The sequence below is a fragment of the Sorangium sp. So ce381 genome (assembly GCF_051473845.1).
GTDB lineage: Bacteria > Myxococcota_A > Polyangia > Polyangiales > Polyangiaceae > Sorangium > Sorangium atrum.
Map to the genome: position 1 here is coordinate 3549222 of NZ_CP150336.1, position 15679 is coordinate 3564900.

Annotated in this window: 9 protein-coding genes; all 9 read right to left on the reverse strand. The window is 70.8% G+C overall.

Going from position 1 to position 15679, the window contains the following annotated elements; all coding sequences use genetic code 11:
• A complete protein-coding gene (locus WMF29_RS13505) occupies positions 1-2844 on the reverse strand; it encodes a TonB-dependent receptor domain-containing protein (protein ID WP_437329218.1) in 2844 nt (947 codons plus the stop codon).
• Positions 2845-2848: 4 nt separating this feature from the next.
• A complete protein-coding gene (locus tag WMF29_RS13510; protein WP_437329219.1) occupies positions 2849-5947 on the reverse strand; it encodes an FHA domain-containing protein in 3099 nt (1032 codons plus the stop codon).
• Between the two features lie 233 nt (positions 5948-6180).
• Positions 6181-6315 (reverse strand): hypothetical protein, encoded by a 135-nt coding sequence (locus WMF29_RS13515; RefSeq protein ID WP_437329220.1) that lies wholly within the window; start codon positions 6313-6315, stop codon positions 6181-6183.
• Between the two features lie 235 nt (positions 6316-6550).
• Positions 6551-8677 (reverse strand): protein phosphatase 2C domain-containing protein, encoded by a 2127-nt coding sequence (locus tag WMF29_RS13520; RefSeq protein ID WP_437329221.1) that lies wholly within the window; start codon positions 8675-8677, stop codon positions 6551-6553.
• Positions 8678-8719: 42 nt separating this feature from the next.
• A complete protein-coding gene (locus WMF29_RS13525) occupies positions 8720-10864 on the reverse strand; it encodes an FHA domain-containing protein (RefSeq protein ID WP_437329222.1) in 2145 nt (714 codons plus the stop codon).
• Between the two features lie 228 nt (positions 10865-11092).
• Positions 11093-12268: an FHA domain-containing protein gene (locus tag WMF29_RS13530; RefSeq protein ID WP_437329223.1), complete on the reverse strand. Its 1176-nt coding sequence runs from the start codon at positions 12266-12268 to the stop codon at positions 11093-11095.
• Between the two features lie 280 nt (positions 12269-12548).
• Entirely contained in the window at positions 12549-12902 is a 354-nt protein-coding gene (gene rplS, locus WMF29_RS13535) for a 50S ribosomal protein L19 (protein WP_012235149.1), read from the reverse strand.
• A gap of 334 nt (positions 12903-13236) precedes the next feature.
• Positions 13237-13794, reverse strand: coding sequence for a protein jag (locus WMF29_RS13540; RefSeq protein WP_272103397.1), 558 nt, complete (start codon positions 13792-13794; stop codon positions 13237-13239).
• Positions 13787-15571 (reverse strand): membrane protein insertase YidC, encoded by a 1785-nt coding sequence (gene yidC, locus WMF29_RS13545; protein ID WP_437329224.1) that lies wholly within the window; start codon positions 15569-15571, stop codon positions 13787-13789. Before yidC ends, WMF29_RS13540 begins: the two co-directional genes overlap by 8 nt.
• Positions 15572-15679: the final 108 nt, after the last annotated feature.

Consider the following 15679-nt stretch of genomic DNA (forward strand, 5'->3'; position numbering starts at 1 on the left):
TCAGAACTCTCCTCGCATCCCGAAGCTCGGCAGGATGGGCAGCCCCGTGACGTATTGACGGGCTGTGTAGTTGTAATTGTACTGAATCGCCTCGCTGTTCGCGTTGTTGTAGACGTTCTGCACGTCGAGGTAGGCCGCGAGCCGCCAGGTCTTGAACTTCCACGTCTTGTCCAGGCGCAGATCGAGCTGGTGGAACGCCGGGAGCCGCTCGCTGTTCGGGCCGGAGAACGGGATGGGGGTATAGGTCCCGGTGGGCGCGTAGAAGAGCGCGTTGGTGCGGTACGGGTCGCAGCTCTGCTCGTTGACGTTGCACACGTTGGGCGTGACCAGGTTGCCGGAGACGAGGCGGAACCGGGCGCCGAACTCCCAGCCGTCGCCCAGGCGGTAGCTGCCGAGCACCGTCAGGATGTGGGTCTGATCGAACGGGACGAGCCGCTCCGGCTCGCCGGGCTCCGGCACCCGCGTGCTGCGGGACAGCGTGTACGCGGCCCAGCCGAAGAAGCGATCGTCGGGCTTGTACTTGAGCAGGAACTCGCCGCCGACGACCCTGCCCGATCCGACGTTCTGGTAGTCGAGCTGGATCGTCCCGGGTCGGTTCACGCCGACGACGAGCTCGTCCAGCTGCTTGTAGAACCCCTCGGCGGACGCCTCGATGTGCCGGGTCAGCTCCTGCTCGACGCCGACCGCGTAGTGCAGCGCCCGGGTCGACTTCAGGCCGGGGTTGCCGAGCGGCGGGATCACCTCCTGGAACTGAGGAGGCTGATGGAACACCCCGAGGCCGCCCTTCACCGTGGTCCGCGGGAACCCGGGGACGACGTCGAAGCGCCCGTTCACGCGCGGGCTCACGGTGACCTGCTGGTTCAGGTCCTGGTAGTCGACGCGCAGGCCCGGGACGATCTTCGCCCGGGGGGTCGGGGCGAGCTCGAGCTCGGCGTACGCTGCGGGGTAGAAGAACTCGCCGTCGCGCGAGACCTCCTGGAGGGCGCGCGTCGAGAACGGCTGGTTCGGCGGCTCGCCGGGGCGGTTCGGCCCGGGGGCGCGGAGGTTCACGGCGTAGAGGCCGGCGAAGACGTCGAGCCCCGCGTTGAACACCGTGCCCTTCGAGATGCGCCGCGCGTACTCGAGGCGGCCGGAGATCGTCTTGAGATCGAGCTGAAAGTAGATCGGCCCGATCCCGAAATCGGCGTCGTCGCGCGCGAGCGCGAGCACGCCGTCGAGCCGGTCCTTGTCGGTGAGCTCGTGATCGTAGCGGACCTGGAGCCGCTGAAACGCCGTGTGGAGCCCGACGTTGCCGGAGAGGGCCGGCTCGTTGGGCGCCGGGTCGCTGAGCAGCAGCTCGAGGGCGTCGTCCGAGCCGAAGAACGTGAGGCGGAGCCGCGCCGAGGGCGTGGGCTCGGTCTCCAGGAGGACCTGGTAGTCGTAATAGACCGGCGCCTGGGTGACGCCCGCGCCCGCGGCCTCGAGCACGGGGCCGAACGACTCTCCGATGTAGCTCCGCCGTCCTGCCACCATGAAGCGGGTGTTGTCGAGGAACGGCACGGGGCCCTCGAGCAGGACGCGCGCGTCGATGAGGTCCATCTGCGCCAGGCCGTGGAGCTTGCCGTCCTCGTTGGGCGAGCGGAGGGCGACGTCGACGATGCCGCCCTGCACACGCCCGTACTTGGCGCTGAAGTTGCCGGGGTAGAAGTCGATCCGATCCAGCATCTCGGTCGGCACGACCGAGGAGAGGCCGCCGAAGTGGTAGATGAGCGGCACCTGCGTGCCGTCGACGAAGGTCTGCGTGTCCTGCGGGCCGGAGCCGCGGACGATGAGCAGCCCCGCGATGCTGGGCGGGCGGGCCACGCCCGGCAGGTTCTGGAGCGAGCGCAGGGCGTCGCCGTTCGTGCCGGGGATCCGGTTGATCTCGCGCTGCTCGATCGTGCGCTTCGTGACCTCGCGCGGCGGCCGCGTGCCGCGGACCGTGACCTCGAGGCCGTCGCCTTGCGGCAGGAGCCGGTACTTCACCTCGAGCTGCTCCCCGGGGGCGAGCGCCTCCTCGACGGAGAGCGGCTCGAAGCCGGGCGCCGCGATGGTGACCTGGTATCGCCCCGGCGGCAGATCGGCGAAGGCGAAGGCGCCGCCCTCGTCGGTCGTGAGCGCCGGCGGCGCGGCGGCCGTCGCTGTGCCCGAGCCCGCGCCCGCGCCGGCGACGCGCGCGACCGAGACGGTGGCGCCGGCGAGCGGGACGTCGCCCCCGCTGGCGAGCACGGTGCCGCGGAGGCTCTCGGCGGGCTTCGCGGGCTCGCCGGCGGCCGGCGGCGGCGAGGCCGTCTTCAGGGTGAACGAGTAGCGGTACAGGATGCGGGCCGGGGCGGGGGTCCCGTCGGCGCGGCGGGCGGGCTCGAACTCGAGCTTCTGGGCCGCGGCCAGCGCCGACTCATCGAACCCGTGCCCCGCGCTCTCGACGACGACGGCGTGCTTCACGCGCCCGTCGCGGTCGATGTCGAGCTGCAGGGTCACCGACGCCTCGCGCCCCTGCTTCTCGGCCTCCGGCGGGTACTCCGGGGGCGTGTAGTTGAGCGCTCGCGGCGGCGTCGCCTTCCCCGTCGGCGCGGCCGTGGAGGCAGGCGGCGTGACGATCGCGCCGCCCGGGCCTCGGGGCACGGCTGCCCCGCCCTCGGACGCTTGCGGCGCCGCCTGCCCGTCCTGGCCTTGCTGCTGCGCCTGCGCCGGGGAGGGGGAGAGCGCGGCGAGCAGCGACACGAGCACCGCGGCGGACGGCCTGCGGTCGCCGCGCGCGCTCGGGCGGGGGCGCGCGCGCCGGTCATCGATGCGGATGGAAGCGGAGGGCTCCTGCGCGGTCACGACGTCACACCGGGTCGCGCCGCTTCAGCACCGCGCAGAGCGTGACGAGGATGATCAACGTCATCCCGGCGAGCACCGCATAGGGCATCCAGGTCTGATCGTAGGTGGTGAAGCCCCACGCGCCCGCGTAGTTGTCGGCCGCCATCTGCGCGATGGCGCACTTGAACTTGCCGCCCTCGATGAAGTCCGCCGCGCTCGTGTCGGTGCGGTGCAGATCGATGACCCACGCCGGATCCTCCGCGGTCGCGAGCCGCTCCGGCGCGATCGCGCCCTCGAAGCCCCAGCGCGCCGGGATGATGTACATGAGCGGCCGGAGGTGCGGCACGGTCGTCATCGGCACCATGAGCCCGCCGAGCACGACCTGGGGGATGAGCGCGATCGGCGTGAGCGCCATCGCCGCCTCGGACGAGGCGACCACCGTGGAGAGCAGGAGCCCCATCGCGACGGCGCTGAGCGAGGTGGCGGTCAGCGCGGCGAGCTGCATGCCGAACGCCTGCATGCCGCCGTGGAAGCCGAGCGCGAAGAACACGATCGCGAGCAGGACCGTGCACTGGACGAGGCAGAAGCCGGCGAGCAGCAGGTACTTGGAGAGCACGTAGTTGACGAGCCCCAGGTTGACCATGCGCTCGCGGAGGTAGATGGCCCGCTCGCTGACGATCTCGCGCGCCGCGTTCGAGGTCCCGAACCAGACGGCGGCGACGACGAGGAAGAAGATCGCCGCGGTGTGGTCGGTGGTGACCTCCATGCCCTTGATGACGTCGGTGCTCTTGTCCGCGCCGCCCGCGCGGCGGCCGAGCTCCTGGAGCGCGCCGAGGCACCACGCCGGGATCGCCTTCTCCTGCCCGCCGAAGACGATCGCGAGCAGGATGCCGATGATCGGGGCCTGGAGGAGCATGATCAGGGTGCCGCCGATGTCGCGCTTCTTCACCTTGAAGTAGCGCGACAGGAGCAGGCCGAGCTGCCCCTTGGTCGTGGCGCGCCCGGCGGGGATGCCGCGCTGCCCCTGGCCGGTGCCGATCTCGCGCCGACCGGAGTACATCCGGCGGTACGTCGGGTTGCCGTCGCTGAAGAACTCCTTGCGCCACTCGATGGCGGCGAGCTTCCTGGCCTCGCCGCGCGACGCGTTCGGGTTCCGCGCGCGGAGCTGATCGAAGATGGGCCGCTCCCGGAGCGCGAGCATCTCGAACATGTCGCGCGGGTTGTCGACGTCGTTCTGCTGGCCGTGCCGCTCCTTCCAGCTGCCGAAGAAGCGGTACGCGTCGGGCCGGGTCGGCCCGAAGAACATCGGGATGCCGCCGTAGCCGAGGATGAGCGCGTGGCTGAACTTCTCGAACTCGTCCTTCGCCGGCTGGTGGATCGTCATGATGATCGTCTTGCCGGTGGCCTTCGTGAGGTCATGCAGCAGGCTGATCAGCGCGGTCGTGTCGTCGGCGGCGAGGCCCGAGGTCGGCTCGTCGAGGAAGAGGATGACGGGATCGGTGACGAGCTCGAGCGCGATGTTGACGCGCTTGCGCTGCCCGCCCGAGAGGATCTTGTTCTCGGGCTTGCCGATCTGGAGGTTCTTGACGCCCTCGAGGCCGAGATCCTTGATCGTCTGCTCGACGCGCGCGTCGATCTCGGCCTCGGTGTAGTCGGGCGGGAGGCGGAACTTCGCGCTGTAGCGGACGGCCTCGAAGACGGTGAGCTCCGGGTGGACGAGATCGTCCTGCGGCACGTAGCCGATGGATCCGCGGAGCGTGTCGTAGATGTTGTAGAGGTCCTCGCCGTTGATGCGGACGACGCCGCTCGTCGGCGGCAGGTAGCCGTTCAGGGTGAGCAGGAGCGTCGTCTTGCCGGCGCCCGATGGCCCCATGAGCGCGATCATGTCGCCCGGCAGCGCCTTGAAAGACACGTTGTCGAGGAGGGTCTTCTGCTCGTTCGGGTTGTCCCGATCGGGGACCTGGAGGGCGAGGCTCCACGCCTCGATCTCGTAGAGCGGGCGTCCTGCCCACCGATCGGCGGAGTACTCCTCCTGGACGACCTCGACGGCGCCCGCGCCCCCCATCTCGATCTGGAGGGGCATGGGCCCGATGTAGATCTTCTCGCCGCTCTGCACGGCGATCTTCTGGCCGGGCGCGATGCGGTTGCCGCGGACGTAGGTCCCGTTGGCGCTGCCGCGATCCTCGACGTAGAGCTGCCCGTTGATCGAGTGCAGGAGCGCGTGGTGGCTCGACACCTGGGGGTGGGCGAGCACGATGTCGTTGTCGGGCGTCCGGCCGATCTTCTTGACGTTCGATCCGCCGCCGGAGAAGTCGAGCTGGCCGAGGACCGTCTTGTTCTTCCTCCCGGGCGCGCCGGCGGCGGGCACCGAGGACGCCGCGTGCGCGGGCTGCTGCGGCGGCGCGTAACCGGCGACGCCGGGCGGCGCGTAACCCCCGGCGCCGGGCTGCTGCGGCGCGTAACCCCCGGCGCCCGGCTGCTGCGGCGGCGCGTAGCCGCCGGCGGCAGGCTGCGGCGGCAGGACGCTGGCTGCGGGCGGGGCGCCGGAGGCGGCCGGCAGCGCGGATTGCCGGGCGGCCTGGGCGAGCTGGACGAGCAGGCTGACCTGGACCGGGACGGGGCCGAAGGCGATGGCGCCTTGCGGATCGATGGGCGTCGGCGTGCCAGCGGAGATGCGCTGCGCGCCCACGTACGTGCCGCTCGTCGAGTTGTGGTCGATGACCATCATGCGATCGAGCGTGACGGTCGCGTGCTGGCTCGAGACGCTCGGGTGCTGGAGCACCAAGGAGGCGCGCCCGGGGTCTCGTCCGATCACCACTTGGCCGGGCGCCGGCGCGAGGTTCCCGGGCGACGCCAGCATCAGCGTGATGGCCGGGTGGTTCAGCGGGACCGGCGTCTGCGCGACCACGAACTGGGTGCGGAAGTCGAACGGGACCTGCTCCCCCGGCGAGAGGGGCCGCCCGTTCGCCGACGCCGGCCCTTGCCCGCAGGAGAAGAGCAGCTTGCCACCCCCCTGGTTGACGATGCGCGCGTGCTCGGGCAGGACGCCGGGTGCGACGAGCACCACATCGCAGGTGGGGGCGCTGCCGATCGTGATGCTTTGTTTACCTAGCCCCGGGATCATGCGGGCCGCGTTTCACCACAGGCCGTCGGGGAGGGCAAGGGAAGAGGCGCGTGCCGTGCGCCGCCTGTCGCCACGCTGGTGCGGCGTCGCTCGCGGAAGCGGAAACGGAAGAGGAGCGCGCTTCTGCACGCGCGCGGCGATGGCCGCCGTTCGGTGGGAGACTCGCGCCCGCTGGACGAACGGAGCGTCAGCGCGGAGCGCCGTGACCTCCGGGAGCCAGGTGGTTCAGCGGGTCACAGATCGAGCAGCATGAAGCCGGCGCGGGCCTCCTCGAGAGAGGGTGCAGGGGTCGACTCCGGCACGTCTTCCAGATCCTCAGGCGCGCCATCCATGTCGTCGCCGTCCTCGAGCTCTTGGTCGCCAGGCATGGAGGGACCTCCGGAAAGTTAGGCTAATCCGGAATCCTGTCCTTCTTCAATCGCATTCCGCGAGCGGGACCGTCGCGCGCCACGCATCTGTCGTCTGCGCTCGTTTGCGCTCAATTGCGCTCATTTGCGCTCGTTTGCGTTTCTTTGCGCTGAGCTCGATCCTCGTCCTCGTGTCCGCCGCCGTTTCCGCTCATCCGTGCATGGCGGTGGGTGGGGCGGCCTTTCTGTTCCGCGCTCAGCTGCCGAGGAGCTTCCAGAGAAGGAAGACGAACAGCACGAGGATCACGGCCGCCGCCGAAGCGATGAGGGCGATGTAGACGCCGCGCGGGGCGCGCACAGTGGTCGGCACGCTTGATGCCCCAGACGACGACACGGGTCCGGAGAAGCTCGGTGCTGGCGCGGGGCGCGGGCCGGTTGCGGCGTACGCGTGAGCATGCAGCGGCGCGGGCGCGAGGTGAGGGGGCGGGGCGGCGGCGACAGGGGGACCGCCGGGCGCTGCGGGGTTGTGCCCCGGGAACGCCACCGAAGGCGGCGGGACGTCCTGCTCGGTCGCTTGAAGAGGCGCGCCATAGGCGGCTCCGACGTGAGCTGGAGCGCCGTATGCGGCGCCAGGAGGATGCGGCGCACCGTAGGGGGCGCCAGGAGGGGGCGGCACGCCGTAGGCGGCGCCAGGATGATGCGGTGCGCCGTAGGGGGCGGCACGGTGGGGCGGAGCGCCGTAAGCGGCGCCTGGGTGAGGCGGCGCCCCGAACGAACCAGGCTGGGGTGGCGCGGCGCGGCCCATCGGAGCCGCCGCGGGAGCGCTCAGGGGGAGGGGAGACAGCACGGCGGGTGCGTCGGGCGCGTTCGGGTAAGCCACCGGGGGATGGGCCCCTGGCACGGTTGGAGGCAGCGCCAGCGCGGAGTCCAACGGTGTGGGCGTCACGGGCGACCCGCTGTCGGCGGCCGTGGGGCTCACGGCCGGCGCGATGGGGGCGGCGGCTGGCGCCACGGGAGGCAGCTCGTCGGTGGCCGTGGGGCTCACGGCCGGCGTGCTGTCGATGGTGGGACGAAGCGCCGGCGCGCCATGGGCAGCGGCGGCAGCGGCAGCGCCCGGTGCGACGGCCGGCACGTTGTCGGTGGCCGTCCGCGCGACGACCGGCACGTTGTCCGTGGCCGTCGGCGCGACGGCCGGCACGTCATCGGAGCCCGTCGAGACCGAGGTCGCCGCGTTGCTGGTGGACGCTGGACGCGGCCCGGGCGTGCCGATGGAACCTGCCGGGACCACGGTGATCGCGTTGTTGATGGATGCAGGTCGCGGCGTGTCCGAGGAGCCCGTCGGGACGACGGTGATCGCATTGTTGATGGACGCCGGGTACGGCGCCGGCGGCTTTCCCGCGGCCGCCGCGCCGCTCGCGGCCGCAGGGGCGCCATGGCCGTGGGGGAGCGGCGTGCTCGTGGCGTGCTGCGGGCCGATCGCCGCCGCCTCGGGCCGGGTCATCGCGACGGTCTCCTGAGGGCGCGAAGCGCGCGCAGGGCCGGCGCCGTCGCCGGGGCCAGCCGCCCCTGGCGGCCCGTGCGCGATGGTCAGCGAGCGGCTGCCCGTCTCGAGCACCCGGACCATCTGCACGGTGATGTTGTCGTGACCGCCGCGGTGGTTCGCGAGCTGCACGAGCATCCTGCACGCGTGATCGACCGAGCCCGACGCGAGCGCCTGCCGCGTACACCCGAGGATGTCGCCGGCGAGCACGAGATCGGTGAGCCCGTCGCTCGACTGGATCAGCACGTCTCCCGGGTAGAGCTCCATCGGCTCGGGTCGAACCTCGACCTCCACCTCCGGCTTCATCCCGAGCGCGCGTGTGATCTTGTTCGCGTCGGGGTGGCCGATCGCCTGCGCCTCCGTGATCATGCCCGCGTCGATCATCCCCTGCACCATCGAGTGGTCGCGCGTGAGGGGGTAGATCTGGTGGCTCCGGATCACGTACGCGCGGCTGTCGCCGACGTGCGCGACGTCGACGCCGCGATCGTGGAGGATCATCGCGACGACGGTCGAGCCGGGCCGGACGCGGTTCTCCGGCGGCCCGCCCAGCTGGTAGACGCGGCGCCCTGCTTCCTCGATCGCGGCCTTGAGCGCGCCGCTCGGGCCCACGGCGGCCGGCGTGTGCTCGATCATCTCGAAGATGGTCTTGATGGCGGTGCGGCTCGCCTCGCTGCCGCCATAGTGGCCGCCCATGCCGTCGCACAGGACGCACAGGTAACCGAACTGGGTCTCGGCGTAGCCGCAGGAATCCTCGTTGACCTGCTTGTTCGGGTCCCGACCCGCATCGCTGGCCTGGGCGAACTCGATCTTGAGGTGCGGAGAGGACTCGGTCGGGGGCATCATGGGTGGGCGTCGCTCGGGGCGCGAGAACGGGCCCCGGACACGCTACTCCAAACGGACGCTGAACTCGACGGGGCCGAACCGCAACGACGCGCCGGGCGGCACGAGCGTCCACACGGCCGCGGCGATTCGCTGGCCGTTCACGTAGGTCCCGTTGTTGGAGTTCTCGTCCCGCACGAACAGCTGGCCGGCCTCGAGCTTCACGCTCGCATGGGTGCCGGACACGCGCGGCTCCGACAGCGCGATCAGGCACGACGCGCCGTCGCGCCCCGCGCGCACCTCGGCGCCGGGGTGCACGGTGAAGATGCCCGCCGGGCCCGAGAGCGTCGCCCGGCTGACCCCGCCCATGGGGGGCCCCATCATCGGCCCGCCGCCGTAGCCGCCGAAGTCGCCCGGGGGCGGCGGCGCGGGCGCGTAAGGCGGAGGCGGCCCGCTCCCCGCCACGATGGGCCTCGGCGGCGCGGCCGCCACGGTGCCGCCGCGCCGCTTCCCGCCGCCGCGGAAGATGGAGACGAGGAGCAGCACGATGACGACGCCGCCGAAGGTCACGCCGCCGATGAGCAGGTACGGCAGCGGCGCCTCCTTCGCCTTCAGCGTGAGGATCTTGTCGGCCGTGACCGCGCTCGTCCGCCGCGCCTGGTTGTCGTAGATGATGAGGCGCGCCGTCGTCTGGTCGCCCTTGCCCACGAGGAACTTGTCGGTGTCGGGGAGCTCGAACTCGACGACGCTGTCGCCGGCCGAGACCGCCTTGCCGCGCATCCCGCCCTCGATCAGCGTCCGCTGGGCCTTCTTCGCGTCCTCGATGTTCCCGCCCTGCAGCGACTGCGGCGCCGCCTGGTTCTTCGGGACCATGTAGATCTCTGCCCGCTGCGCGTTGCCACCCCAGCAGAAGTTGCCGAAGATCTTGACCGTGCCGCCGGGATAGATCGGCGTCTTCTTCGCCGCGCGGTCGGTCGCGTCGCGGTCGACGTCGAGCGGCCACGCGGTCGGATCGATGCCGACGGGGACGTTCTGGAAGGTGGCGTCGCCCGCGATCGGCGGATCCGTGTTGATGAAGGCGAGCTTGAACGTCTGCGTGATGCTCGGCGCGACGCACGAGACCCGCCACTTCACGATGTGCATCTTGTTGAAGCGGGTGCGGATCGCGTTGACGATGTTGGCCGCGCGCCGCTGCTGGCCGTCGCGCACCACGCTGAAGAAGCCGCCGATCTCGGTGTTCGCCATCCCCTCCATGAACTCGCGGGCGTTCGCCGTGAACTCCTCGACGAGCTGGCTCGGGAACCAGATCGAGATGACGGGCACCGGCGTCTTCGGCAGGACGTCGTTGTTCTCGGGGAACCGCCCCTTCGTCAGGTAGTCGCGGAGGAGGTTCGACGCGGCGGCGGTCGAGCTGGGATCCGCGCCGGCGGAGCCGTTCGAGAGGACCACCATCGCCTGGTGCATCGGCACCTGGACGCCCTGACCTGCGTTGCCGAGCTCCTTGAACGCGTCGGTCGCGGCGTTCTTGATGATCGTGAAGAGCGGGCGCGTGCGGCCCTGCGTCGGGTAGGTGCGCGCGACGCCGGCGATCGCCTGCGCCGCCGCCTGCTTGTTGCTCACCCACTTCGAGTCCTCGACGATGCCGCGATCGTTGAAGAACATCACGTCGACGATGTCGTTCGGCTGCATCGCGTTGACGAACGCGCTCGCGACCGACTTCGCCTCGTCGAAGCGGGCGCCCATGCTCGACGCGGCGTCGATCAGGATGAGCCACGCCGTCCCGACGCCCGGCTGACCGGCGCTGTCGCCCCACCGCGCCTTCGACTCGAACTTCGCCGGCAGATCCGTGCCGTCGACCGTGACGGAGAGGATCGCGTTCTTGTCCGGGAAGTCGAACGACGAGTAGAGCGCCGACGGCTGCTCGATCGCGTCGGCGACGCAGTCGAGGTTCGCGTTGCCCGTGAGCGCGGCGCAGTTGCGGGTGAGGTCGCTGAGGCGCTTGTTCTGCACGACCTCGAGCACGGTCGTGAGCACGGGCGAGCCGTCCACGGTGCTCGCGCGCGGGTCGATGCGGAGCATGTGCGCTTCGGGCGCGGCCTCGGCGCGGCGCTGTCCGGCGAGGAGCGCGAGGACAGCGGCCGCGAGCGCGAGGAGCTTCGCGCAGCGCAGGGCCTTGCCCTCGCGCCTGCCGCGACGGGCGGAGGCGCTCATGGAATGGATCGGGCGAGTCGCGTCATGAGAGGGAGTCATGCGTGGGGATCTCCAGCGGGCGCGAGGGAGCCGAGGAGCGCTCCCTGCGCGAGCGGGGCGGCCGCCGCGCGCTGGCGGCGGCTATCCGGTTGGTTTTCACGCAGCCTGGCAGGGGCGCCAGGTGCCGGTCGAACGTCGCGGGGGAAGGGGGCCAGGCTCGGCAACGCCTCTCCTCGTGCGATGGGCCCGTCAGGCCCGCGCGGCCACGCTGAGCAGGATGACGCTGAACCCGCCGAAGCGGATCTTGTCGCCATCGCGCAGCTCGCGCCGGCCCTGGAAGCCGATCGCCTCCTCGTTGTGGAACGTCCCATTGGTGGAGCCGAGGTCGGCGAGGACGATCCGACCGCCGTCGACCTCGAGCGTCGCGTGATGCGTCGAGGTCGTGCCGTGCGCTATCTCGATGTCGACCTTCTGCCCTGTCTCGGCGCGGCCGACGATGTTCTTGCCTTGCCAGAGCGGCCAGAACCTGCCGAGCGCGTCGTCCTGAAAGCTGACGAGGAAGCCGGCGAGGGCGCGGCGGCTCTCCTGCCCCACGGCCCTCGGCGGCGCCGGCGTCGGCGGGCGCACCGCGGGAGGAGGCGGGATGTACGCGGGCGGCGGGCCCGGCGGGGCGAGGTTCTGCTGTGGCTGCGGCGGCTCGCCGTAGGCTCCGCTGCCGCTCGGCTGCGGCATCGGCGGCGGCGCGGACGCCCCTTGCTGGTTGGGCGCATAGGCCGTCTGGTTGAAGGGATCGCCGCTCATCTGGATGCCGTCGAGGGCGATCGGGTGGCCTCCCTCCATGCAGAACGAGCCGCCCGCCGGGATCGCATGCCCCTGCACGCAGCGCGCGCCCTGCGGCTGCGGAGGCGGACCGAACCCGGGCTGCGGGGGCGGGCCGAAGCCGGGCCGCGGGAGCGGAGGGCCGGGATAGCTGCCCTGCTGCTGCTCAGGGAAGCCCGGGGCCGAGCCATAGCCGCCGCCCGGTGCGCCGTAGATCGGCGGCTCCGGCGGGAACGGCGGCGGTTTCAGCGGTACCGGAGGGGGCGGCTGGGGCGCGCCGAAGCCACCAGGCTGCGGCCCGAAGGGCGGAGGCGGACCGAAGCCGGCCGGGCCGCCGTCGGGCGGCGGCGGGAACCCGGGAGGCGAGCCTGGAGGAGCCCCGAACGGCGCCGGCGGGGGCGGACCAAAACCGCCGCTCGGCGAGCCATAGTTCGGGGGAGGCTCCGGGGGCGCCCCGAAGCCCGGAGCAGGAAACGGCGGAGGAGGAGGCGGCGGCGGAGGCGGAGCCCCGAACGCTCCAGGCCCGGACGGGGCGAGCGGCGAGGCGCACACAGCGCAGAATTTATCGGCGGGGGTCGCGGGCGCACCGCAACGCGGACAGAGCATGGTGATCCTTCTCGGGTTTCGCGGCGCCGGGGGCACCGCCGCCGCGAGCATACCGTGGCCGCTCGGCCGAGGATCAAGGAAGAAGTATGCGGGAACCCTTGCTACAGGCCGGCAACGCGGTGCGTGCGCGCGCATGCACGTGTCATCGTCCAGCGCGCAGCTGCTTCCGCGCTGCGCCCTGGATGCTTGCGCACGCGATCGAAGCAGGGAGCCGGCTGTCCCCCTGGCAATCTGCTCTGCGGGAGCGCTCTCCATGCGGCCGGGGAGCCGGCCGGCGGGATCAATCCTTTGCGTCGCGGACGCGGGCGGCCTTGCCTGCCAGGTTGCGCAGGTAGAAGAGCCGCGAGCGGCGGACCACGCCACGCGAGACGATCTCGACCTTGTCGATGCGGGGGCTGTGGAGGAGGAACATGCGCTCGACGCCGACCGTGAAGCTCACCTTGCGCACGGTGAAGGTGCTCCGGACCCCGGCGCGGTGGCGCTTCAGCACGACACCCTGGAACACCTGGATGCGCTCCTTCTCGCCCTCGACGATCCGGTAGTGGACGCGCACCGTATCGCCGACCCGGAAATCCGGGATCCCCTCGCGGAACAGGGGAGCTTCGATCTTCGCGAGGATGTTCGAGGTCTGCATGGTCGGTCAATCCTTCAAAGGGTCGGGGATCCGTCTTCGCGGTCCCGTGCCCGTGCTCAAGGGGGCAGGGCCGCCGCCGTTCGTGGACTGCGTCCGGCGGAGCGGGGGCCGCGCGCGGCCCTCGTGCTTCACGCGATGAACGCAGACGGAACCCGGTTGCGGTTCCGTAGAACATGGGCGCGAGCGCGTGCCCGCGCACCTCCCCGGGGGGTACCGGAGAGGTGCGGCATTATGCATGCGGGCGATCCGGTGTCAACGCCGGCAGCGGCGCAGTCGTTCTTGATGGGCGCGCTTGGTGCGCGTGTGGTGCGCGTTTCCTGCCGGGCCTTCTGCCTCAGCGGCGGACGGGGATGATTTGCACGCGGCGGGCCTCTCCCTCGCCGTCGCTCTTCGTGACGACGCCGGGGAACTTCGCCAGCGCGAGGTGGACGACGCGGCGGTCCTGCGGGTTCATCGGCTCGAAGGTGATGATCTTGCCCTCCTCGACCGCCTGCTTGCCCAGCCTGCGCGCCATGGAAGAGAGGGTGTCCTCGCGCCGCTGCCGGTAGCCCTCGGCGTCGATGATCACATGACGCCGCTTCTTGCCCGGCCGGTTGATCACGCGGTTGGCGAGGAACTGCAGCGCCGAGAGCGTCTGCCCCTTCTTGCCGATCACCCGGCCCGCGTCCTTCCCCTCGATCTCGAGCCGGATCTCCTCGGGCGGATCCTCCTCCTCGTTCTCGAGGAGGTCGACGGTGCAGTCCATGCCCATCGCCGCGAGCACATCGATCACGAAGTCAAGCGCGATATCGGCGCGCCCGTCCTCCTCGAACTCGGCCGCGTCGCCAGCGCCCTGCGCCTCGGCATCGACGTCCGCCGCGTCGATTCCCCTTTCGGCAACTTCACTATCCACGGACACGTGCTTTTCCCTTTCCGAGAGCAGGGGCCGACTTGTCGTCGTCGCCCGGAGTCTTCTTCATCGCGGATTGGGGCTCCGCGTTCGCGATCTCTCGCACCTTGATGCCGCCGGCTCGTTCGTTCTTCGCCTTCAGGTAGCGCTCGACGAGCACCTGCTGCCCGATGCCGAGCCAGGTGTTCGTCAACATGTAAACGCCGAGGCCGGCCGGGAGGAAGAGCATCATCGCGGTGAAGATGCCGGGCATCAGGTACATCATCATCTTCTGCTGCGCCGGGTCGCCCTGCGGGGGCATGAGCCTCTGCTGGATGAAGCTCGAGCCGCCGAGGACGATGGGAATGATGAAGTACTTTCCCGGGGCCGACAGGTCCGGAATCACAGGGCCGAACGGGGTGTGGTAGAGCTCCACCGCGGTCTGGAGCGCGGTGTAGAGGGCGAACCATACCGGCATCTGGAGCAGCATCGGGAAGCAGCCGATGACCGGGTTCGCGACCTTGTTCTTGCGCCAGAGCTCCTGCATCGCGAGGCCGCGCTGGGCAGCGTCGTCCTTGTACCTCGCGTTGATCTCATCCATCTCCGGCTTGAGCTTGCGCATCGCCGCGGCGCTCTTGATCTGCTGGATGCTCAGCGGGAAGAGCAGGAGCCGGACGGTGATGGTGAGCAGGACGATCGCCCACCCCCAGCTGCCCACGGCGCGGTGGAGGACATAGAGGTACGAGACGAGGAGCTTCGCGATCGGCGAGAACCAGCCGAGGTTGATGACCTCGCTCGCCCCGTGGTCGACGGCGGCGAGCAGATCGCGCTCCTTCGGCCCGGTGAAGGACAGGAGCTTGTAGGTCACCGCGCCGCCGGGCGCGAGCTCCTGCTCCGGATAGGCGAGCCGCGCGCGATAGACGTGCCCGTAGTTCGGGTCCTTGCCTTTGTCCTGGAACTTCGATGAATCCCAGATGTCTTCGATCTGCGTCTCGGCCGTGGGCTGCCCCGGCCCTTCCAGCGGGATCGCGATCTTGCTGAAGTAGCTGCTCGAGACCGCGGCGAACCGCGCGTTGCCCGGGGTGCGCCGCCAGCGCTCGGCGGTGAACTCCGGGTCCTTGAAGTCGCCGGGCTCGAAGGCGTCGGGGTGCTGGCGCTCGGTCTTCTGGTCGGTCGCGGCGACCGTCTCGGTGATCCACTCCGAGATCAGGCCGAGGTGGCCCTCCGTCTCCTTCTGGGTTCGCCACGACGTCTGCTCGACGGAGAGCCGGTGCTTGCGCGGCTCCTGCGCGAGGTTCTCGACCGTCATCTGCACCGAGAGCTCGAAGGGACGTCCCGTGGCCGCGACGACCTTGGTGAGCCTCGTCGCGTCGTCGGCGTAGGTGAACGTGCAGCTCTTGCCGTCCTGCGCCGAGAGCTTCCAGTCGAGATCATCGAACGGGACCTGCGGCGTGCTGCCACCGGGCAGGCGCAGATCCGTCCTGAGAGGCATCCGCGACTCGAGCGAGGTCGTGACCAGGTCCATCGGCCTGCGCTCGCCGTTCCCCGTCGTGTATTTCGGGTCCGTCATCCAGAGGTGCCGGAGCGACCCGCCGTGCGTCGACAGCTCCGCCCTGAAGCGATCTCCGTCGATGACGCACATCTCCGCGGGCGCGCGCTCGGCGGGGGCCGTGCTGTCGTTGACGTCGAGCGGCTGCAGCTGCGGCGCGCTATGGCCGAAGAGGAGCGGCTTGCCGAACTGGAAGAACAGGATGATGGCGAGGCCGAGGAACAGCCATTTGGCGATATTGCTGCGTTCCATGAAGTCCTTCGTCGATCCCAGGATCTCGAGCCGCGCCCTTCGCTGCGGGCGTCTCGTGACGCCTCACGAGGCTGCCCAGGGTCGCTCCGTGCGGGCTTCGCTCCGCGG